15 protein-coding genes are annotated in these 20,565 nt (G+C 50.2%); 11 read left to right on the top strand and 4 right to left on the bottom strand.

Translation table 11 applies throughout. The features are described 5' to 3' along the window. Positions 1–49: 49 nt before the first annotated feature. The 3 genes from glyA to EHO61_RS15710 are packed head-to-tail and all read right to left on the bottom strand — an operon-like array spanning position 50 to position 3,020. A complete protein-coding gene (gene glyA, locus EHO61_RS15720) occupies positions 50–1,297 on the bottom strand; it encodes a serine hydroxymethyltransferase (RefSeq protein WP_135814520.1) in 1,248 nt (415 codons plus the stop codon). A gap of 33 nt (positions 1,298–1,330) precedes the next feature. After that, positions 1,331–2,188 (bottom strand): lipoate--protein ligase family protein, encoded by an 858-nt coding sequence (locus EHO61_RS15715; RefSeq protein WP_135814519.1) that lies wholly within the window; start codon positions 2,186–2,188, stop codon positions 1,331–1,333. Next, the gene (locus EHO61_RS15710; protein ID WP_135814518.1) at positions 2,181–3,020 is read right to left on the bottom strand and encodes a rhomboid family intramembrane serine protease; all 840 of its coding nucleotides are present in this window, start codon (positions 3,018–3,020) and stop codon (positions 2,181–2,183) included. Before EHO61_RS15710 ends, EHO61_RS15715 begins: the two co-directional genes overlap by 8 nt. Positions 3,021–3,121: 101 nt before the next feature. Between EHO61_RS15710 and EHO61_RS15705 the strand changes: the two genes are divergently transcribed. From EHO61_RS15705 to EHO61_RS15680, 6 genes are all read left to right on the top strand, one after another. Then, the gene (locus tag EHO61_RS15705; protein ID WP_135814517.1) at positions 3,122–4,075 is read left to right on the top strand and encodes an MBL fold metallo-hydrolase; all 954 of its coding nucleotides are present in this window, start codon (positions 3,122–3,124) and stop codon (positions 4,073–4,075) included. Further along, positions 4,072–6,531, top strand: coding sequence for a penicillin-binding protein 1A (locus EHO61_RS15700; protein WP_135814516.1), 2,460 nt, complete (start codon positions 4,072–4,074; stop codon positions 6,529–6,531). The genes EHO61_RS15705 and EHO61_RS15700 overlap by 4 nt, the downstream gene beginning before the upstream one ends. A 205-nt stretch (positions 6,532–6,736) precedes the next feature. After that, a complete protein-coding gene (gene odhB / locus EHO61_RS15695; RefSeq protein WP_135814515.1) occupies positions 6,737–7,969 on the top strand; it encodes a 2-oxoglutarate dehydrogenase complex dihydrolipoyllysine-residue succinyltransferase in 1,233 nt (410 codons plus the stop codon). Between the two features lie 12 nt (positions 7,970–7,981). Further along, on the top strand, positions 7,982–9,385 hold the full coding sequence (gene lpdA, locus EHO61_RS15690) for a dihydrolipoyl dehydrogenase (protein ID WP_135814514.1): 1,404 nt from the start codon (positions 7,982–7,984) through the stop codon (positions 9,383–9,385). Positions 9,386–9,397: 12 nt separating this feature from the next. Continuing rightward, complete coding sequence (locus EHO61_RS15685) at positions 9,398–12,169, top strand: 2-oxoglutarate dehydrogenase E1 component (RefSeq protein WP_135814513.1); 2,772 nt, start codon at positions 9,398–9,400, stop codon at positions 12,167–12,169. 61 nt (positions 12,170–12,230) lie between these two features. Then, on the top strand, positions 12,231–12,632 hold the full coding sequence (locus EHO61_RS15680) for a DUF6941 family protein (RefSeq protein WP_135814512.1): 402 nt from the start codon (positions 12,231–12,233) through the stop codon (positions 12,630–12,632). An 8-nt stretch (positions 12,633–12,640) separates the two neighbouring features. Here EHO61_RS15680 and EHO61_RS15675 read toward each other — a convergent pair whose 3' ends face one another. After that, the gene (locus tag EHO61_RS15675) at positions 12,641–14,194 is read right to left on the bottom strand and encodes a Ppx/GppA phosphatase family protein (RefSeq protein WP_135814631.1); all 1,554 of its coding nucleotides are present in this window, start codon (positions 14,192–14,194) and stop codon (positions 12,641–12,643) included. Between the two features lie 190 nt (positions 14,195–14,384). Here EHO61_RS15675 and EHO61_RS15670 point away from each other — a divergent pair, with 190 nt between their 5' ends. The 5 genes from EHO61_RS15670 (at position 14,385) to rodA (ending at position 20,539) form a co-directional block, all read left to right on the top strand. After that, complete coding sequence (locus EHO61_RS15670) at positions 14,385–15,407, top strand: rod shape-determining protein (protein WP_010413872.1); 1,023 nt, start codon at positions 14,385–14,387, stop codon at positions 15,405–15,407. A gap of 62 nt (positions 15,408–15,469) precedes the next feature. After that, the gene (gene mreC / locus EHO61_RS15665; protein WP_135814511.1) at positions 15,470–16,585 is read left to right on the top strand and encodes a rod shape-determining protein MreC; all 1,116 of its coding nucleotides are present in this window, start codon (positions 15,470–15,472) and stop codon (positions 16,583–16,585) included. Next, positions 16,582–17,085, top strand: coding sequence for a rod shape-determining protein MreD (mreD, locus tag EHO61_RS15660; RefSeq protein ID WP_135814510.1), 504 nt, complete (start codon positions 16,582–16,584; stop codon positions 17,083–17,085). The genes mreC and mreD overlap by 4 nt, the downstream gene beginning before the upstream one ends. Beyond that, positions 17,086–19,032 carry a penicillin-binding protein 2 gene (gene mrdA / locus EHO61_RS15655; protein ID WP_135814509.1) on the top strand — a complete coding sequence of 649 codons (1,947 nt, stop codon included), beginning with the start codon at positions 17,086–17,088 and terminating at the stop codon, positions 19,030–19,032. After that, positions 19,019–20,539 (top strand): rod shape-determining protein RodA, encoded by a 1,521-nt coding sequence (rodA, locus tag EHO61_RS15650; protein WP_135814508.1) that lies wholly within the window; start codon positions 19,019–19,021, stop codon positions 20,537–20,539. Before mrdA ends, rodA begins: the two co-directional genes overlap by 14 nt. Positions 20,540–20,565: the final 26 nt, after the last annotated feature.

Raw genomic sequence — 20,565 nt, 5'->3', positions numbered from 1 at the left:
CGCCCACAAGGACGCCTTTTCCATTTCTCTTCTCTTCTTTTCTTTTTTTCTATTCCAACCTAAATCGATCCATCGGAAATTGCTGAGCGATTTCTTTGATTCCACCTTTGACTTTTTCCGCATTCTTGGAATCTTCCGGATGGTCCAGAAAGTCGCATATGAGGTGTCCCACTTTTTCCATGTCGGCGGGTTTTAGTCCACGGGTGGTCAGAGCGGGAGTTCCTAAACGAATCCCCGATGCCACTGCCGGAGGATTTTTATCGAAAGGGATCGCGTTTTTGTTCACGGTTACACCGATTTCATCCAATCCATCTGCGGCTTGGGTACCTGTAAGTCCTTTGACGGAAACGTCCAATAGGACCAGGTGATTGTCAGTTCCTCCGCTTACTACTCGGAAGCCCCGTTTTACGAAGACCTCCGCTAGGACTTTCGCGTTCGCCATTACTGTTTGGATGTACGTTTTGTATTCGGGGAGGAGGGCTTCTCCGAAGGCAACGGCTTTGGCTGCGATGACATGCATGAGAGGCCCCCCTTGGATTCCGGGAAAAACCCTGGAATTCAGCACTTTTTCGTTTTCCGAGTTGGAAAGGATCAAGCCTCCTCTCGGACCGCGAAGTGTCTTGTGAGTGGTGGTGGTTACGTAATCGAAAATTCCGACGGGAGAAGGGTGGTTTCCCGTGGAGACCAGGCCGGAAATATGGGCGATGTCCGCCATCAATTTGGCGCCTACGCTCTTTGCAATCTCTCCGAATTTCGCGAAGTCTATGGTTCTGGGATAAGCGGAAGCTCCCGCTACGATCAATTTCGGTTTGTGTTCTTTGGCAAGACTCGCGATCGAATCGTAGTCGATGGTTTCCGTTTTAGGGTCCACTCCGTACGGAATGGGACGGTAATACCTACCGCTGATATTTACCGGAGAACCGTGAGTCAAATGTCCTCCGTGAGCAAGGTTCATTCCTAAAAAGGAATCTCCCGGTTCCAATGTGGCGAGGAAGACGGCCATATTCGCCTGGGCTCCGGAGTGAGGCTGGACATTCGCGTATTCCGCGCCGAAAAGCTTCTTCGCCCTTTCGATCGCGACGGTTTCCACCGCGTCCGCGTTTACGCATCCGTTATAATATCTTTTGCCGGGATATCCTTCCGCATACTTATTCGTAAGCGTGGAGCCGTACGCTTCCAGCACGGCGCGGGAAACGAAGTTTTCGGAGGCGATCATTTCCAGGTTTTCTTCCTGGCGTTTGTCTTCCGCCTGAAGCGCTTTAAAGATTTCTGGGTCCTGTTCTGGAAGATATTTCATCGGGTCCTCGGTAGGATGTGTGGCCGGCCGGATCTAACGTTCGCCAGTAATGAATTCTTTGGAGGCGTATTTTTCCCGAAACAATCGATTCGCTTCGAGAAACACGCTTTTGCGAAAGGACCTGCCTGCCCTAGTACCGATCTTTTCCACCCCCAGATAATCCGCAAATAAAAGGGAAAGGTCTCTCTTGAATTTTACCGGAGAGAATTCAGGCGGAAGAGAGGTCACGAAATCCCGGTGCGTCCTTCCTTCCCGGTATTCCGGTTCCTCGGGAGGATGAGGAAGTAGATCCGACACGAGGGAGATCAATCTCGGATCTAGAATCAAGGTGCCGTGTTGCACGATGCATTCCTTTTTTCGAAATTGGGCGTTGCCCGAGATTTTTTTCCAGGCTTCGGACGTTTCCGTCGCGAGGTCGGATTTTCCCATCGCCTTGCTTTCGATTCCTTGGAGGGACAAGGCGCGGCAAGCGATTCCTAATAGAATCGAATACGAATTTCCCACGGGAAAGAGTTCCGGCTTTTCCCGGATCGAAACGAAGAGGCTGAAATTCAGATTCCAGCCGGGTTCGTGGACCACCGTTCCTCCTCCGCTGGCCCTTCTTGCCACGTACGGCGGCGAGCCCGGCTCCGGTTTTTCGGAGAGGGGAACACGCTCGGCATATCCGAAAAATACATCCAAGTTTTCCTGACCTACGGTTCGAATCGGATCTTCCGAAAGTCCGATCACGATGGATCTGGGATTTTCCCAAAAACGGATGCCACCCAGATATCCTTCCGCGACTAGCCGCAAGGCCAGCGCTTCTTCCAAAGCCAAATTAAAATGCGGGGTTCGGAGAGAAGTCTGGTCGAAGTAAAATGTTCTCCTTCCCGTAGAGAGAGAATCATTCATCGGGATGGTAATACTTGGAAGAGGCCTCTTTCAGGAATTTTTTTTCCTTTCTGCTCAAAGAGTTCATTCCGTCCCTCGAAATCTTTTCCAAGAGTCGGTCCACTTCGTCCTTGGCTTTTTCCCGGCTGACCATTTCCTCCTGCCATCTCTTCATTTTTCTTTTTTGCAGCCAGCGCGAAAGGGAAAAGGAGGGAAGTCCGAAGTTGAATTTGTATTTCAGTTTATTGTTATAAAAGAAATACAGAGCTCCGAAGAGGGCGCCTCCCGCGTGTGCGGTTACCGCCACTCCGCTGGAGGAAGAGGTAAAACCGATCAAAGCTAAAAGGATCAGGACGAAATACTTCGCTTTGATCGGAAAGATCGCAAAATAATAAAGCTCCCGGTTGGGCCAAATCAGAGCAAAGGCGATGAGAAGTCCGTAGAGTCCGCCGGAAGCCCCGACGATGGTTCCCTGAGCGAATCCTAGGCTGTGGGCTACCAAGGGGAGGATCCCTCCGCCGATACAGGATACCAGATAGAACTTCAAAAAATTCCTGCTTCCCCAGTATGCTTCCAAGGTGGAGCCGAACATCCAAAGGGAAAGCATGTTGAAGAGAATGTGGAAGATGGAATTCGGATCGTGGAGAAAGGCATACGTCAAGACTTGCCATACGAAGAACTTGTGGAGAACGAATTCCGGGACTAGTCCGAAGATTCCCAGAAAAAGCCCGAGAGTCCCGGAAGAGGCCAGCTTCAGAATAAATTCCAAAACAAAAACTCCCACGTTCAAGAAGAGAAGTCTTCGAACGACGGGAGTAACTTCTATGCCGAATCCGCTGGAGTAGTATGCCATACCCCTCCTAGTTTTCCCGGTTCCTTCCGATAGACAACCTAAATCCCGATTTTTGTTTCCTTTGACAGTCTGCGGCCGGTTTGGTAACTGTTCCTATTAGAGTGGAAATTCGTCTGTACGGCGTTCGGGGTTCCATCCCTTCCCCCATGGGAACACCCGAATATAGGGAAAAGATTTTGACGATTCTAAAGATGGCGGAGTCGTCTGGAGGCAGAGCTTTTTCTTCTCCGGCGACCTGGCTGGACTCTCTTCCCGAATATTTGAAAGGTGTCACCGGAGGAAATACCACTTGTTTGAGCGTCCGTTCCTCGGAAGGTGCTATGGTACTGGTCGATATGGGGACGGGAGCCAGGATTCTGGGCGACGAAATGATCCTGGAGGAATTCGGCAAGGGGAAGGGAGAATGCTCCGTATTTTTTACCCACACTCACTGGGATCATATCCAGGGAATTCCGTTCTTTAAGCCCCTGTACATCCCAGGAAATAAGTTTATTCTATATTCTTCCTTGCAGGATTTCAAGAATCGTCTGGAATCCCAGCAGGATTCCAGGTTTTTTCCCGTTTCCTTTGACCGATTTTCGAACCAATGCGATTTCCGCCTTCTTTCCCGGGGGGAAGCGGTCCGGATCGGAAGCATGAAAGTGGAATGGCTTCCCCTCAAGCATCCGGGAGGTTCGACCGCTTACAAATTTACCGAGGGCGGCAAGAGTTTCATCTTCGCCACCGACGCCGAGTATACCGGCGAGGATTTGCCTCTGATTTCGGAGCAAAAACCTTTCTTTCAGGGTGCCGACCTTCTCATTATGGACTCCCAGTATACCCTGGACGAATCTTTTCAGAAATTCGACTGGGGCCATACCTCGTACACGATGGCGGTCAACTGCGCGGTGGGCTGGGAGGTCAAAACCTTGGCATTGACCCACCATGAGCCGGCCTATTCCGACGAAATTTTAGGCATCATCTTGGATGACGCAAAAACCCATGCTGAGAATCTTGGCGCTAAGGACCTGAACATCGTCCTAGCCTCGGAAGGACTGAAATTCGAACTCGTATGAATCTTTTTAGCGACGGAATCCATCGTACTACGAAAATCCTATTGGGAATCGCCTTGGCGGGAGGACTTTTTTTCGGGTACATCCTTTCCGAAGTGGATGAAGGCGGCGAGCTGGCTATGTTGGCTTCTTACCAGCCTACCACTCCGACCCGTTTGTACGATAATAACGGGATCGTATTCGCCGAATTGTATCGTCACAAGCAGCAACTCCTGAAATACCAGGACATTCCTCCTCATGTGATCCAGGCTTTCCTCTCCGTCGAGGATAATAATTTCTTCAACCACTTCGGGATCGACTTTATGGCGATCGGTCGTGCAGCGATCGTGAACGTGCTTTCCGGTAGAATCAAGCAAGGCGGATCCACTTTGACCCAACAGTTGGCCAAAACCGTCCTGCAAAACAGGAAACGCTCCTTTATTCGAAAATTCGTGGAGGCGTTGTTTACCCTCCAGATCGAGCAGGAGTATTCCAAGGAAGAAATATTAGAGATTTATTTTAATTTAATCTATCTCGGGCATGGAACCACGGGCTTGGCTTCCGCCGCAGACGTTTATTTCCATAAGGATGTGACGGATTTGGACGTAGCCGAAGCCGCGCTTCTGGCGAGATTGCCTAAGGCTCCGGTCGAGTATTCCCCATACAAAAATCCGGCTGCGGCAAAGAGGGCGCACCTAGAAGTGCTGAAATTGATGGCGGGACAAGGCTTCCTTCCCGCAGACAAGGTCCGGACGATACACGACGAATTTTGGGAAAAATACTGGCCCGTAGTGATTACCCAGTCTCCCTCCCAGTCCACCTGGGGAACGAAACTGAATCGGGCTCCCCATTTTACGGAATTCGTTAGACAGAAATTGTTAAAAGTATTGGGGGAAGACCGGCTCTATAACGGCGGTCTAAAAATCTATACTACGCTGGATATACGTAAACAGGAGATCGCCCAGGAAGAACTTCGGAAGGTGCTGAAAAAGCACGACGATCTGGTCTCCGGGGTCACCGTGAATTACGCAGGGGGCGCCGATCGGTCTCTCGTCGGATTGTACGGTTTGTTGGGCACGGTTTTTCCTGTCGGCGTACCTTTCGTCAGTAAGCTGGATGAAAAGGCGAATTTTCGCGTAGCCCTCGAAAGGGATTTGATCGACGCAGCCGACCTTCTGGCGTTTTTTACTCCGGAAGCGGAAAACGAATCCTCCGCGTTTACCGAGTTTCAGAAACGCTCGGCCGTATTCGGCAAGAACCTTCACGTGGAAGGCGCTGCGATCACCATAGATCATACGAACGGTTACATACAAACCATGGTGGGCGGATACGAATTCACGCCCAAGAACCAGTTCAACCGAGCGGTTCAGGCTCGTCGTCAGACGGGCTCTTCCTTTAAGCCTTTCGTTTACGGCGCAGCAATCGCGGAACGAGCCGTGGGATCTGGAACCGGAATTATGGACGCTCCTCTTACGACCCTCACGGAAGAGGGGGAGGGGTGGTCTCCTCAGGACTTCGACGGGGATTTTCAGGGAATGGTTCCTTTATCCCGAGCGCTTTCCCTTTCTTTAAACATCGTTTCCGTTCAGGTTTTACTCAGGACCGGGGCGGATGCGGTTATTGATTTTGCTTCTCGTTTAACAAAGGCTGATAAGAGTCGCTTCCCGTCCAGTCCGGCTCTCGCCTTGGGGATCGCGGAGTTGACGCCATATGAAATGGCAGTGGGTTATTCCATCGTCGCGAACAAAGGGCGGAATGTGATTCCTTTTGCCGTACGTTACGTCATAGACCAGTCCGGAAACGTAATTTATAACGAAGAGGAAAAGGTCCGCCAAGAATTGGAAAAGGAAAGAGAGGACGGTTCCATTCAGGTGATCAGCGAAGGGACGGCTTATATCCTCAGAAAAATGTTGATGATGGTCGCGATGGCGGGGACCGCCACGGACGGACTCAGAAATCCGGAAAAAGGGAATTATAGAGGGGTGGCGGCCGGCAAGACAGGATCCACTTCTTCGTTTACCAACGCTTGGTACTGCGGCTTCGATCCTAGATCGACTACGGTGATCTGGATGGGCTTCGATAAAAGTTCCATCTCTTTGGGAAGAGGGCAGGCCGCTTCCGTCTTAGCGGTTCCGGTTTGGGGAAGAATGTACAATCGTTTCTACGGCGGGCAAGGTTACCCGGAATTCGGAAACGAACACGGGGAAGATCCGGCTCCGGAAGAAGTCCAAAACGGCGGTACTTGTGCTTATAACGGACTCACCCCTAAGCCGGGGGTCTGTCCTCTCACTCAAAATCTAACCTTAAAGCCGATCACCGTCGCTGGAGTTACCAAATCCGTGCAAGGAAACCGACAATGCGACGGAGACAGGGATCACCATAGATCCATCGATTTCCGAGAATTTCTACAGCAGGAATACCAGATCAGCGACGAAGAAATCGGTAAAACCGAACGGAAATTCAAACCGAAAACCGATTGAAGTTTCTTTCCTCCTGAATTCTCCGGTTCGCTTTCGAAAAATCCGATTCGTCTGATAGAATCGGAGCGTCGAATTCTTTAGGAGAAGGTTATTTTCCGCAATCTGCGGTTTTGCCAAGAACCGCTTTACAGAATTTTTCGACTTACGGAAAGTGAAATGGAGGCGGTCTCAGAATGGGACAGATAACTGCCTCCGCAGGATCAAGATGTCGATAGAGATCAAGGTTCCCGAAATGGGCGAATCCATTACGGAAGCAACCATAGCAAATTGGGTTAAAAAAGAAGGCGAACGAGTAGAACAGGACGAGGTCCTGGTAGAACTGGAAACCGATAAGGTGACCATGGAGGTCCCGGCCCCTTCGGCGGGTGTCCTCCAAAAGATCAATAAGAAGCCGGGGGACACGGTCAAAATCAAGGAAGTCATCGGACTCATTGATCCAGCCGCCACCGCCTCAAGCACTCCTCCTTCCTCCTCCTCGCAACCAGCAAAAACGACTCCGGCACCTACCTCCTCGAATACGGGAACCACCAACGAAACTCTTCCTCCTGCCGTCCGGAAACTGATAGATGATAACGGACTGAATCCGGCTTCCATTTCCGGCAGCGGAAAGAACGGCCAAATCACCAAGGAAGACGTGCTGAATGCGATCGCGAACAAATCTTCCTCTACGCCTGCTGCCGTAGCCGCGCCTGCCAAGGAAATTCCGAAAGCGGTTCCTGCTGCAAGCAGAGGAAATCTTCCGAGAGAAAACGTCGTTCCGATGACGAAGCTCCGGCAAACCATAGCGAATCGATTGGTTAACGCACAACATAACGCTGCTCACCTAACTACGTTTAACGAAGTGGATATGAGCGCCGTTATGGATCTTAGAAATAAATACAAAGATAAATTTAAAGATGCTCATAATATCGGTTTAGGTTTTATGAGTTTCTTTACCAAAGCGGTTATCGGCGCCCTAAAGACGATTCCGGCCATTAATGCGGAGATCCGCGGAACGGATACGGTATATAAGAATTATTACGATATCGGTGTCGCCGTAGGCGGACCGAAAGGGCTTGTTGTTCCGATCGTTCGAGACGCCGATCTTTTGAGTTTTGCGCAGATTGAATCCGAAATTGCCCGTCTTGCTAATAAGGTGAAGGACGGCAAAATAGAGCTTTCCGAAATGGAAGGCGGAACCTTTACCATTTCCAACGGCGGAATCTACGGTTCCATGATGTCGACTCCGATTCTGAATCCGCCACAGAGTGGGATTTTAGGACTTCATAATATCGTAAAACGCGCCGTGGTGGTAAACGATCAGATCGTCATTCGTCCGATGATGTATTTGGCGTTATCTTACGACCATAGAATCGTGGACGGTAAGGAAGCCGTGACCTTTCTCGTGAAGGTAAAAGAAGCAATCGAAGATCCTACCCGCTTGCTGTTGGAAGTTTAAAGGATAAAAGGAATGGCCGAAGAATTCGACGTACTTGTGATCGGCGCTGGACCCGGAGGATATGTGAACGCAATCCGGTCCGCTCAACTGGGTTTAAAAACCGGAATCATCGAAAAAAGGAAAACGCTGGGAGGGACCTGCCTGAACGTTGGTTGCATTCCTTCTAAGGCGTTACTGGACTCTTCGGAGGAATACCATAAGGTTCTCCATAAAGTCCAAGACCACGGTATCGGAGTCGGAAAAGTTTCCCTCGATCTGAACCGTTTGATGGAACGAAAAAACCAGGTCGTCAAGGAAGTCACTGACGGAGTCGACTACTTGATGAACAAGAATAAGATCACTCGTTACGAAGGATTCGGCAAACTTCTAGGCGGAGGAAAAGTCGAGGTCTCTCTGGTCGACGGAAAAAAAGAAACCCTTTCCGCAAAGCATATCGTTTTGGCCACCGGTTCCGTTCCCATCGATATCCCGGGTCTGCCGGTAGACGGAAAAAGCATCATTACTTCCGATCACGCGATCGATCTCCGTTCCGTTCCGAAAAAGTTGGTCATTATCGGGGCCGGGGTCATCGGGTTGGAATTGGGTTCCGTCTGGGGAAGGCTCGGAGCGGAAGTTACGGTAGTGGAACTTCTGCCGGGATTGCTTACCAATGTGGATCGGTCTTTCGGGAATCTATTGCAGCGCAGTTTGGAAGGGCAGGGATTCAAATTCCTGTTCGAGCACAAGGTGCTGGGCGCCGTTCCGGGAAAATCCGGGGCGAAAGTCAAGATTGCTGCCCCCGACGGAAAGGAATCCGAACTGGATGCGGACGTAGTGCTCGTAGCCGTCGGTCGCCGCCCATATATCGATGGGATAGGTTTGGAGGCGGCGGGGGTCCAACTTACGGAGCGGAAGCGGATCAAAGTGGATGCCCATTTCAAAACGAATGTTCCCGGAGTCTATGCGATCGGAGACGTGATCGACGGACCCATGTTGGCGCACAAAGCCGAAGAAGAAGGGGTTGCATTGGCGGAGCTGATCGCCGGGCAGTCCGGTCATGTGAATTATGCCGCGGTTCCCTATATCGTTTATACCTGGCCCGAAATGGCCTGGGTAGGAAAAGGAGAAGAGGAATTGAAGGCGGCCAGTGTGGAATATAAAACGGGCAAGTCTTTATTTAAGCCGAATGCTAGAGCCAAAGCGATGAACGAGGCCGAGGGCCAAGTCAAGATATTGGCGGATAAAAAAACGGATAAGATTCTGGGAGCCTTCGTATTCGGGCCCCGAGCTTCGGATATGATCGCCGAGCTCGCGGTTGCCGTGGAATTCGGCGCTTCCTCCGAGGACGTCGCGAGATCCTTCCACGCGCATCCTACCTTATCCGAAATTGTAAAAGAAGCGGCTATGGCCGTAGATAAGTGGGCGATTCACGCTTAGGGAGTTTTCATTATGAAAATCGAACAGTTAATGGCTTTATACGGGGAGAACGGAGCGCTTCTCGAAGAACTTTACGAAAAGTTTAAGAAAGATCCCCATTCTTTGGACCAGGAATGGTCCCTTTTCTTCCAAGAAGTGGAGACCAACGGCGTCAACCCCGGAAACGGAATGAACGGGAACGGAAACGGCAAATCCGCGGTGGCTACTTCCTTTACCGATGCTCAGGCCGGAACCTTCCGCGAGATGGGGATCATCAACCTGTTAAACGCATATAGAAGACAGGGACACCTCGCCGCGGACCTGGACCCGCTCGGTATCTCCAAACCGGACCGCAAATTCATCGACGCCAAGCTGAGTAATCTTACTTCCTCCGATCTAGATACGGTCGTAGAGACGAATAATCCCAGCCTCGGAAGAGCGAAGTTGAAGGACGTGATCGGTTGGTTCGAAAAGACCTACTGTAGCACCATCGGATTCGAGCAATACTATCTCGTAAACGACGAGGAAAGGGAATGGTTGCAAAAGAAAGTGGAATCCTCCGAATTCCACGCTCCGCTTCCGAAAAGTATTCGTCTCCGACTCTTCGAAAAACTCTTCCAAGCCGATCACTTCGAAACCTTTCTCGCGAAAAAATACGTGGGTAAGAAGAGGTTCTCCTTGGAAGGCGGGGAAAGCATGATCCCGATGCTGGATACGATCGTGGAAGAAGCAGGCCATTTCAAGATGGACGGTCTCGTGATCGGGATGGCCCATCGTGGTCGTTTAAACGTACTCGTTAACGTTATCGAAAAGCCCGCTTCTCTCGTGTTCGCGGAGTTCGAAGAAAAAGCCGAAAAAGGCGCTGTCAGCTATGCCGACGTCAAATACCACCTCGGGTATTCCAACAGTAAGATGACGACTTCCGGAAAGGAAGTGAAACTTTCGCTCGCGTTCAACCCGAGTCACTTGGAGGCGGTAAATCCCGTCGTGACCGGATCGGTCAGGGCTCGTCAGGAACAATACGAGGATGCCGAACGTTCCAAATATATGCCTGTCACCATTCATGGGGACGCCGCATTTGCAGGACAAGGAGTGGTGGCGGAGACCATCAACTTGATGAATTTAGAAGGTTATACCACCGGGGGCACCTTCCACATCGTAGTAAACAACCAGATCGGATTTACCACTTTACCGGACGAGTCCAGATCCACTATCTACGCCACCGACTTAGCCAAAGGATACCAGATTCCTATCGTGCACGTAAACGGAGACGATCCGGAAGCGGTGTATCGGGTCACGAAACTCGGGATGGAATACCGTCAGAAATTCAAAAAGGATTTTATCATCGACCTGATCTGTTATCGAAGACTGGGTCATAACGAGACGGACGAACCTGCGTTTACCCAACCGAGAATGTATTCGGTTATCAAAAACCATCTGCCCACCGCTCAATTGTACGAAAAGAAATTATTGACCGACGGGGATATCACCAAAGACGAAGTCGACTTTATCAAAAACGGTTCCCAGCAAGGTTTGGAGGATTCCTTCCAAAGAGCTAAGGAACAGGACATCAAGATGAAAGTCGATACGATGCGCGGCGTCTGGGCCCGTTATTCCAAGGATCCACTGGATAGCGGAACGGCCACTTCGGTATTGGCGGAACAGATGGATCGGATCGTTCATGCGATCACTACGGTTCCGGAAGGCTTCGCTCCTAATCCTAAACTGGTCAAACTTCTGCAGAGCCGAAAAGAAATGGCGGAAGGTAAAATTTCCCTGGATTGGGGAATGGCGGAGGCTCTCTCTTTCGGATCCATTCTGGAAAACGGCTTCCGAATCCGGTTGTCCGGTCAGGATAGCCAACGTGGTACCTTCTCTCATCGTCATGCTGTCCTGGTCGATATCAATAGCGGTGAAAAATACGTGGGTTTGAACCATATCTCCGCCAAACAGGCCAAGGCGGAAATCGTGAATTCCTCCCTTTCCGAATTCTCCGTTCTCGGATTCGAATACGGTTATTCTCTTTCCGACCCGAACGCATTAGTGATCTGGGAGGCCCAGTTCGGAGACTTTGCGAACAATACGCAGGTGATCTTCGACCAATTCCTTTCCAGCTCCGAAGTGAAGTGGCAAAGGATGTCGGGCTTGACGATTCTTCTCCCTCACGGTTACGAAGGACAAGGGCCGGAGCATAGTTCCGGCAGGATCGAAAGATTCCTGCAATTGTGTGCAGATAACAATATGCAGATCGCGAATTGTACGAACGCAGCACAGTATTTCCACCTGCTCCGTCGCCAAATGTTGCGCAATTTCCGGAAACCTTTGATCATATTCACTCCGAAGTCGCTGCTTCGTTTTCCGGGAGCGCTTTCCCCTATCGAAGACCTGCTTAAGGGAGCATTCCGGGAAGTGTTGCCGGACGTCGGCGAATTGAAGCCGGATAAGGTGGAAAAAATCGTATTCAGCTTCGGAAAAGTTTATTACGATTTGTTGAAATACCGGGACGACAACAAAGTTCAGAACACCGCGCTGGTACGGGTGGAACAGATTTATCCTTTCCCGGCCAAGGAGATCGAGGCGATCCTTAAGACTTATAAGAACGCCAAGACTTTCGTGTGGTGCCAAGAAGAACCTAAAAACCAGGGTTCATGGAACTTCGTTCGAGATCACTTGGAGGCGGTGTTGCCCGCTGGAGTCCGTTTGAAATACGCCGGCCGTAAGGAATCTCCTAGCCCTGCCGCGGGACATATGAAAGTGCACCTGCAGGAACAGGACCAGCTCGTCCAAGATGCGTTTCTGAATTAGGCGAGGCGATTTCGGAATCGAATGTAGAACCATAGATTCCGAAAGTTTTCGAATCAAAAGCATGCCTCCTAGCGAACCTGTACTTTTGGCCCTGATTTTTGCGGACCGTGTCATCACCGAAGATAACGGGAAGCGAGGAATCATCGGGACCTTTACTAAATTCTTTGCCCAGCAATTTCCGGTGGTTTTTCCGCCTTGGGGAATTTATATCTGTGTTACGAATTTAACTCCGGGAGATCACGAATTTTCCTTGGAACTCGAATTTGCCGATACTACGGAAAAAGTGATCGGCGTGGGGGGAACGATCCGAGTCAATAACGGCTCCGAGCCGGTGGAGATGGGGATTCCGATTCCGCACGCGGTATTTCCGAAAGAGGGAAGGTACATTTTGCTTCTGAAGATAGGCGGAGAGATCGTGGGAAGTAGGCCCCTCTGGGTAGAACAAGTCCCTTCTCCTGTGTGAGGGATCTTTTACTGAAACAGCGGAACCAAACCGTACGCCGACTCGAACGGATCCGCCTGTTCCTCACAAGCCCATAGTTCCAGGCTTTTGTCGTACCCGGGCTTGGCATTTAGGGAGAAGATCGCTTGGTTTTTTCTACTCAGGCACTTAACGGATTCGATCAATCCTTGCCGGTTTCGATTGCAGGCGCTTGCGATCCGCAACAGTCCCGATAATTTCATCACGATGTCCTGTTCCCGAAATCCGATACGCTGGAATTCCCTATGTTTCGTCTTCGGTCCGCTTTTTCGGTGATACCTTGCGGTGAGAGCGATGATCTCGATTTCCCCCCAGGTAAATCCCAACATCGCTTCCGAATTTCGAATCAGATAATAACTATGTTTGTGATAAGCGGAGTGGGAAACGAAGAGTCCGACTTCGTGCAGAAGGGCCGCGGCTTCCAGCAATTCCCTTTCCTCTTTTCCTAATCTATGTACTCCGATCAATTGGTCGAAAAGGTCCAACGCAAGTTTGGCGACATGCCTGGCGTATTCTTCTTCTCTCGTAAAGGAGACCAGCAGGTTGTGCACCGATTTCTGCCGAATATCGTCCAAATGACGGGAATGCTCGTCGTCCTGGAAATGCTCCCATTTTCGGATGGTATCGTAGATGATACCTTCCCGGAGGGCGAGTTCGGACACGGTCATATCCCGGAGGTCCAATTGCTGGAACAGTTCCTCTAGAATGAGAACTCCCCCCACGATGATGTCCGAACGCTTGGAATCGAAACCCGGGATTTTGGCTCTTTTTTTAGAAGTATCCGCCTCTAAGATGAGATTCTTCGTTTTTCGAAATTCCGCGGCGGAAAACGTATAATGATTCAAGGGGCGCTCCTCCTGCTCCCCCTCGAACGCGCGGGTGATCCCTGCCACCGCCTGTACGGTTCCGGACGATCCTACGATTACTTCCGGTTGCAGGTCCCGGATCACCTTCCGGAAGGGCACAATCATCTCCTCTATGTAGAGCTTGCATTTTTTTATGTCCGAGGCGGAGAGAGGATCGGTTTTTAGGAATTTTTCGGTAAGTCGTATGGCCCCTAGTTTGAAGCTTTTGGAGAACAGGATATCTCCCCGGTATCCTACTAGTACTTCGGTGCTCCCTCCGCCTATATCGATCATGAGGATTTTTTTATCGAAAACGGGGAGACCTTGTAGTACTCCGAAATAGATGAGGCGGGCTTCCTCGTAGCCACTGATCACGTCGATCCGGATTCCCGCCTCTTTCCAGGCCGCTTCCTGGAAAGCAGACCGATTCGAGGCTTCTCTCAAGGCGGAAGTGGCGACGGCGCGTATTTCCGCCTTGCTGTTTTCCGCCAAAATCTTAAATCTTTTTAAACAATCGATGGCTCTGCGAAAGGCCGGCGGGTCGATTTCTCCGCCCTCCTCCAGGCCGCTCCCCAGACGGACGTTTTCTTTTTCTCTGGCCAGGGCTTCAAAGGTTCCATTTTCACGGACCCGGACCACGATCATGTGAAATGAGTTCGTACCGAGATCGATGGCAGCTAGGGTATTTGCCCGGACCATAATTTCCGCTATGTTTCCCTCCCCCCGCAGTGTTTCCAATTTGTTTTTCGTTTTTTTTGTTTTGGAATTGCCCGTACGACTTGCGCGAGAAATATTGAATTGAATCAACGGCCGAAAAATCCTGATGATTTTTCCGTTCTTCGCAGATAATACAAAGAGAAAGCCCTGAAAGTGGCAGAAAGGGAAAGTAATGATATTCGATAAGCTCTACGGACTATTTTCCAATGATATGGGAATCGACCTCGGAACCGCAAACACACTGGTTCACGTAAAAGGCCAGGGGATCGTTCTTTCCGAGCCTTCCGTAGTAGCGGTACATGCCGCGACGGGAAAGGTTCTGGCAGTCGGCCAGGAAGCGAAGAGAATGTTGGGAAGAACTCCCGGGGAAATCGTAGCGATCCGCCCCATGAAAGACGGGGTTATCGCCGACTTCGAAACCGTAGAAAAAATGATCCGGTATTTTATCGCGAAAGTACACAATCGTACCACTTTCGTAAAACCCAGAATCGTAATCGGTGTTCCTTCCGGAATCACTGAGGTGGAACGTAGGGCGGTCCGCGAATCCGCAGAGCAAGCGGGAGCTCGGGAAATCTTCCTGATCGAGGAAGCGCTGGCCGCCGCGATCGGGGCGAATATTCCGATCAACGAACCTGCCGGAAATATGATCGTGGATATAGGCGGGGGAACCACTGAAATCGCCGTGATTTCCCTAGGCGGGATGGTGATTGCGGAATCGATCCGGACGGGTGGCGACGAGTTCGACGAGGCAATTATCAAATACCTTCGTAACCAATACAACTTGGTCGTGGGGGAAAGAACCGCCGAGGACATCAAGTTGACCATCGGAAACGCTTATCCCGAAAAGAAAACCGAGACCATGGAAGTAAAAGGACGGGACGCGATTTCCGGACTTCCAAGAACCTTGGAATTGGAGTCGAACGAAATCCGCAAGGCTCTCAAGGAACCCACGGACGAGATTCTGGACGGGATCAAGAGGGTTTTAGAACGTACTCCTCCGGAACTCGCTTCGGATATCGTGGAAAGAGGAATCGTCCTGACTGGAGGAGGCTGCCTGCTAAGAGGGCTGGAAACCTACCTCTCTAAGGAAACCGGAGTTCCGGTTTTCCGTGCGGAAAACCCCCTGACCTGCGTAGTATTAGGGACGGGAAAATATCTGGACGAACTGAAATACATAAAACCGGGAATCCGCTAAAAGTCGAATCGAGCGCTTTCGGGCGAACGTTGGCGACCGCGAATTCCTAACCAAGATCGTTTATGCTTTGGATCCAAGTCAGCAAGAGTAAGGAAGCGGTTTCCCTAATCTTTTGCATCGTATTTTCGCTTCTTTCTCTTACGTTTAAGAGTAACGTACTGGTTCGAGGGATCGCGAGTTTCCAACGGGTAGGGGACACCGTCTCCGGTTCCATAGATGGAATCGGTTCCTTTTTTAAAGGTGCCTATACCAAATTGGAATCTTTCGAAACCGTGAGACAGGAACGGGACGCCTGTGTTGCGGCCATGGACGATTATAAACTTCTCCCGCAGGATTTGGATCGCCTCGGTCGGGAAAACGAAACGCTACGGAGAGAACTCCGTTTTAATACCCGTCAAAAATATCCGAACGTAAAGGCGGAGGTTCTTTCCGTCCGTTTGAATTCCATCTATAGAACCATCATCATCGACAAGGGTTCCGAGGCGGGAATCAAACCGTACATGCCCGTCACCGCCAGGACGGTGGATCAAAAGGGAGAAATTATAGAAGCGTTAGTCGGAAAGGTGATTGCGGTCACCGGAGGTTCGGCGGTCGTCCAACCATTGGTCAATTCCAATTTCAATATGGGAGTCTCCATCCCGGACAGCAATCTTTGGGCCAACCTTTCGGGAAATTCCGGAAGAGGGACCGAAGCTCTGATGAATTATATCGATAGCGGTATCGTGATCGACCCGAGAGTCTTCGGAGATTATCCGATGGGCCCCACGGAGATGATCCAATATACGGAGTCCTTGAGTAAGATCGGTAAGGCCGTATATTCCTCCGGTTCTTCGGGAGTATTTCCCCCGGGGATTCCCGTCGGAATCATCACGGAAGAAGGACCTCGAAACGGAAGTTTTAAGACCGCGTTTCTGAAGCCGTTCGTACGTTTCGACATGTTGGAATCCGTAACCATTTTGATGAAGCTTCCCGAGAAATGGGCAGAGACCTGGCCCGAAGGACAGAATATCAATATCGAGAATCCGTATTTCGGGGAATTGAATTATCCTAAGGAGGAACGGGAGCCGAAAACGCCGACCAATCAGGGCAATCCTCCTCCGACTCCTCAGAATAAAAAGCAAGGGCAACCTAAATCCGACAGAGGTCCCGGATTCTCCGACGAGGAGCAGACGGAATGATCCTCGAATATGTCGTCATCGCCGCGGGGATCTTTATCTCCCACTTTCTAAACGGTACCAATACCTTGGAAATCTGGGGAAATAAGCCGGATTTTATGATTCTATTCGTACTCTTTTTCGCGCTTCGAAAAGGGGCTCTGGCCGGTCTATGGATCGGATTTTTCGGAGGCCTGCTCTCCGATTCCGGTTTGGGGGGAGAAATCGTAGGAAACGTCATGACCTATAAAATCGGCCTGCATTCCTTGACGTTCTGCTTGATGGGATATCTGATCGGTAAGTTTGCCCGTTCCGCGTATCACGAAAATTATCTTTCCATTACGCTGTATTCTTTGGTGATCACTCTCGTCACGAGGGTCGCGACCTATTTTCTATTTTCGCTTTTCTTTCATGAGAATTTAAGCTATTCTATCTTCAGTACTTCGATTTACAACGCGATCATTGCGCCGTTGTTCTTTTATTTGCTCGGAAAGCTGTACAGACTGGAACAAGCGGAGGCTTAAGTGCTCGGAGGATCTCCCACATCCACAGAATTCAAACTAGAGCGTAGCTTTCGCATCCGCTTGTACTTGTTTTCCGGATTCGTGGTTTTTACTCTTGCCGCTTTCGTGATCCAGCTTTTTAACCTGCAAATCGTCCAGGGAACGGACAATTCCTTAAAGGCGGAAAAGTTCGTCCGTAAGAGCGAGACGATTCCGGCCGCTCGGGGAGAAATGTTCGATCGGAACTTTCTGACTCCGGAAACTTCGATGGCCCTGGTCTCGAATTATTCCAGTTTGGATGCGGTATTGAATACTTCTCTTTTGAAGTACGATCCTTCCAGGGTCCGGAAATTTTTGCATGAATTCGCGAGAACACTTTCCATTCCCATGTCCTATTACGAAGAGGATCTGATCGAGCCGAGGTTCTCCAAGAATATCAAATCCAAAAAGCCGTTCGTTCTTTTGGAAGCCATCAGCAAAGCTCAGCAAGAACGGATCTCGGTCTTCGATACGATCTCCAAATACGTGATTCTGGTCCCTTCTCCGCGTAGAATCTATAAGATGGGACCGGCTCTGGCACACGTTACCGGATACATCGGAAAGCCTTCGAAGGCGGACCTTTTGACCCGGGAAATCAAATCCTACCAATGGTTGGGAAAAAGCGGTCTCGAATTGGAATACGACGAACGTCTTCGCGGGACGGACGGTTTTCGAATCCAAAAGAGAAGTTCCGAAGGAAATATCGAGGAAGAGCGGGTCGTAGAGCATTCCACCCCCGGAAATAATTTAATTCTTACTATTGATAAGGATATTCAAATTGCCGCATATAAGGCTCTGAAGGGCGCTAGAGGAACTGCCGTAGCGATCCGTCCCGGTACCGGGGAAATATTGGCGATGGCCTCCAACCCTAGTTTCGATCCTAACGTGCTTTCCGGAAAAAACCGTTCCGAGAGGACTTCTCATTATCGTAGAGTGGACGGGAACGGCGGATTCTTGAATCTATCCATCCAATCGAAGTTTCCGCCGGCTTCCACTTACAAGACTTTGGTGGCCTTGGCTGCTTTGGAAAGCGGGCATAAGGTGGATTACACTCCGGAGACCACTTATAGTTGCAACGGTAGTTTCGTTCTGAAGTCGACGTTTGCGGGGGTTCCCGACCAGATTTTTCTTTGTTGGGAAAAGGGCGGTCACGGAACGAACGATTTGGCCCACGCATTACAAAAGTCCTGTTCCGTTTATTTTTATAATTTAGGTTATAAGTTGGGATCGGATCCGATCCTCACGTATTCCAGACTTTTCGGATTGGATAATAAGACGAATATCGATTTGCCGGACGAAAAGCAGGGCTTTGTGCCTTCTTCCGCATGGAAAAAAAGAACGTACGGAACGAAATGGTTCGACGGGGATACGATCAATCTTTCCATCGGGCAAGGGTTCATGTCCGTTACCCCCTTGGGTATGGCCTTGTTTTATGCCGGACTATTGAATCGAGGACAGATCTATCAGCCCTATATAGTAAGCGAAATCAGGGATCCCGTCGATAATTCCATCATCAATCGCACGGAGCCCCAGTTGCTTCGGGATATTCCCATCCAACCTTCCACCGTAGAGGCGATTAAGGCCGGTTTGCGTTTGGTGGTAAAAAGCGGTACTGCGGCGTACGTTTTGAATAAACCTGGGTTGCCGGACATCGCAGGTAAAACCGGAACCGCACAGACCAGACGTCGTGGCGCCTCCGGGTCCAATCACGCCTGGTTTATCGGCTATGCTCCGGCTAGCGCTCCGGTAAGCGAACAGATACTGGTCGCGGTCTTCGTGGAATACGGAATCGGAGGGGCTGCAGGAGCGGCTCCCGTCGCAAGAGAGATGTTTCGAGCCGCGTTTCCTCCGGGTAGTTTTAAACGGGCAATAGAATCTCCGGAGCCTGGAGCTCCGGTACTTCCGGAGAAATCCAATGATGTCAGATAGATCCATCGACCGAATCGACTATTTTCTCGTAATATCCGTGGTGATCGTCGTTCTTTGCAGTATATTGACTCTGTATTCCCAGGAATATAACTTCGATGACCAAGGGGTCGGTCTTTTCGGGCACAAATGGGCGAGACAATTCTTGTATTTTGTCGTAGGTCTGGCCGTGATGTGGTTCCTATCCAGAGTGAATTACCAATTGATCGGGGCCTATGCTTTAGTAATTTATTTATTTGTAATATTTCTTCTTGTGCTCACTTTGATACCGGGGATAGGATATCTTCCTTCTGGAAGAGGGGCCCGTTCCTGGCTTAAGATCGGACCGGTCGGGATCCAGGCCTCCGAGTTCGCCAAGCTTTCCACGGTGATCCTTTTGGGGCAATATCTGGTGTTGCGCGAAAAGGAAATGAAGAAAATCACGGTTTTGATCCTTCCGTTCGTCATCGTGCTTGTGCCCATGGCCTTGATTCTCCTGCAACCGGACTTCGGGACCGCCGTATCTTTTCTTCCTATCCTTTTTACGATGCTGTTTCTGGGAGGGGCGGACTATTTGCACATCAGTTCGTTTTTGACTTTGGGGGGAGTTTCCCTTCTGATTCCCATGTATGTCGAATATTCCAGACTGACTCTTTTGAACGACATAGCCGCTTTTCTGCAAAAAACCGGCAAAACGGATCTGTTGTCGGTCGTAAACCGTCTCGGGGGGAAGGTCTGGCAAGTTTTAGACGGAAAGGAAATACCGGGAGCGAATCTTACCCCGAAAACGTTGGCTTCCTTGCGGGAGGTGGTGGATCAGGTCACCGATCTGGAGGCGAGCTTCGTATTTAAACTTTTTTCCAACCAGGCCTTGCTGATCGGGACGGGGATCGCATTGATTGCCTTGAGCGTGACCATGATTTTACTCAGAATCGCCAGAGGAGCAAGGACATTACGTACTTATTATATACCTTTAGGAATCGTGGGAATCAGCATATTATCCGCCGTGGTAGTGATGAAGACCGTCCCTTTCCGGGAGAATCAGGTCATTCGTTTGACCGCTTTTTTGAATCCGGACGAATTTAAGCAGGGGGCAGGGTATCAACTGAGAGCTTCGAAACCGGCCGTCGGTTCGGGTAAGCTGGTTGGAAAAGGTTTCTTAAACGCTGAGATGACGGAAGGAAAGATCCCGCACGTTCCTGAGTCCAGCACGGATTTTATTTTCGCTTCTTGGGCGGAACAGACCGGCTTCATCGGTTCCGTGTTTCTTCTGTTCTTCCTATTTTCTATTCCGCTTCGCGGTCTCCAGATCAGTTACGAAAGTAAGGACAGGTTCGGTTCCCTACTTGCTTCGGGGATCGTGGCCTTGTTGTTTTATCACATGGCGATCAATATCGGGATCGTGATCGGTTTGATGCCGGTTACCGGAATTCCGTTGTCCTTCATGAGTTACGGCGGTTCCCACTTGATCATGTCCATGACAGCTGCGGGTATTATCCTTTCCATTAAGATGAGAAAACATGCGAACTAGACCCACAACGGTCCGGAATCAAACGT

This window comes from Leptospira fluminis (genome assembly GCF_004771275.1).
Lineage (GTDB): Bacteria > Spirochaetota > Leptospiria > Leptospirales > Leptospiraceae > Leptospira_B > Leptospira_B fluminis.
The sequence above is the reverse complement of the archived record's forward strand: the minus strand, read 5'-3'. Positions and strand labels throughout refer to the sequence as shown.

Coding starts and splice junctions, on each gene's coding strand:
- glyA (WP_135814520.1), bottom strand. CDS start 1,297: ATGAAATATCTTCCAGAACAGGACCCAGAAATCTTTAAAGCGCTTCAG.
- EHO61_RS15715 (WP_135814519.1), bottom strand. CDS start 2,188: ATGAATGATTCTCTCTCTACGGGAAGGAGAACATTTTACTTCGACCAG.
- EHO61_RS15710 (WP_135814518.1), bottom strand. CDS start 3,020: ATGGCATACTACTCCAGCGGATTCGGCATAGAAGTTACTCCCGTCGTT.
- EHO61_RS15700 (WP_135814516.1), top strand. CDS start 4,072: ATGAATCTTTTTAGCGACGGAATCCATCGTACTACGAAAATCCTATTG.
- odhB (WP_135814515.1), top strand. CDS start 6,737: ATGTCGATAGAGATCAAGGTTCCCGAAATGGGCGAATCCATTACGGAA.
- lpdA (WP_135814514.1), top strand. CDS start 7,982: ATGGCCGAAGAATTCGACGTACTTGTGATCGGCGCTGGACCCGGAGGA.
- EHO61_RS15685 (WP_135814513.1), top strand. CDS start 9,398: ATGAAAATCGAACAGTTAATGGCTTTATACGGGGAGAACGGAGCGCTT.
- EHO61_RS15680 (WP_135814512.1), top strand. CDS start 12,231: ATGCCTCCTAGCGAACCTGTACTTTTGGCCCTGATTTTTGCGGACCGT.
- EHO61_RS15675 (WP_135814631.1), bottom strand. CDS start 14,194: ATGGTCCGGGCAAATACCCTAGCTGCCATCGATCTCGGTACGAACTCA.
- EHO61_RS15670 (WP_010413872.1), top strand. CDS start 14,385: ATGATATTCGATAAGCTCTACGGACTATTTTCCAATGATATGGGAATC.
- mreC (WP_135814511.1), top strand. CDS start 15,470: ATGCTTTGGATCCAAGTCAGCAAGAGTAAGGAAGCGGTTTCCCTAATC.
- mreD (WP_135814510.1), top strand. CDS start 16,582: ATGATCCTCGAATATGTCGTCATCGCCGCGGGGATCTTTATCTCCCAC.
- rodA (WP_135814508.1), top strand. CDS start 19,019: ATGATGTCAGATAGATCCATCGACCGAATCGACTATTTTCTCGTAATA.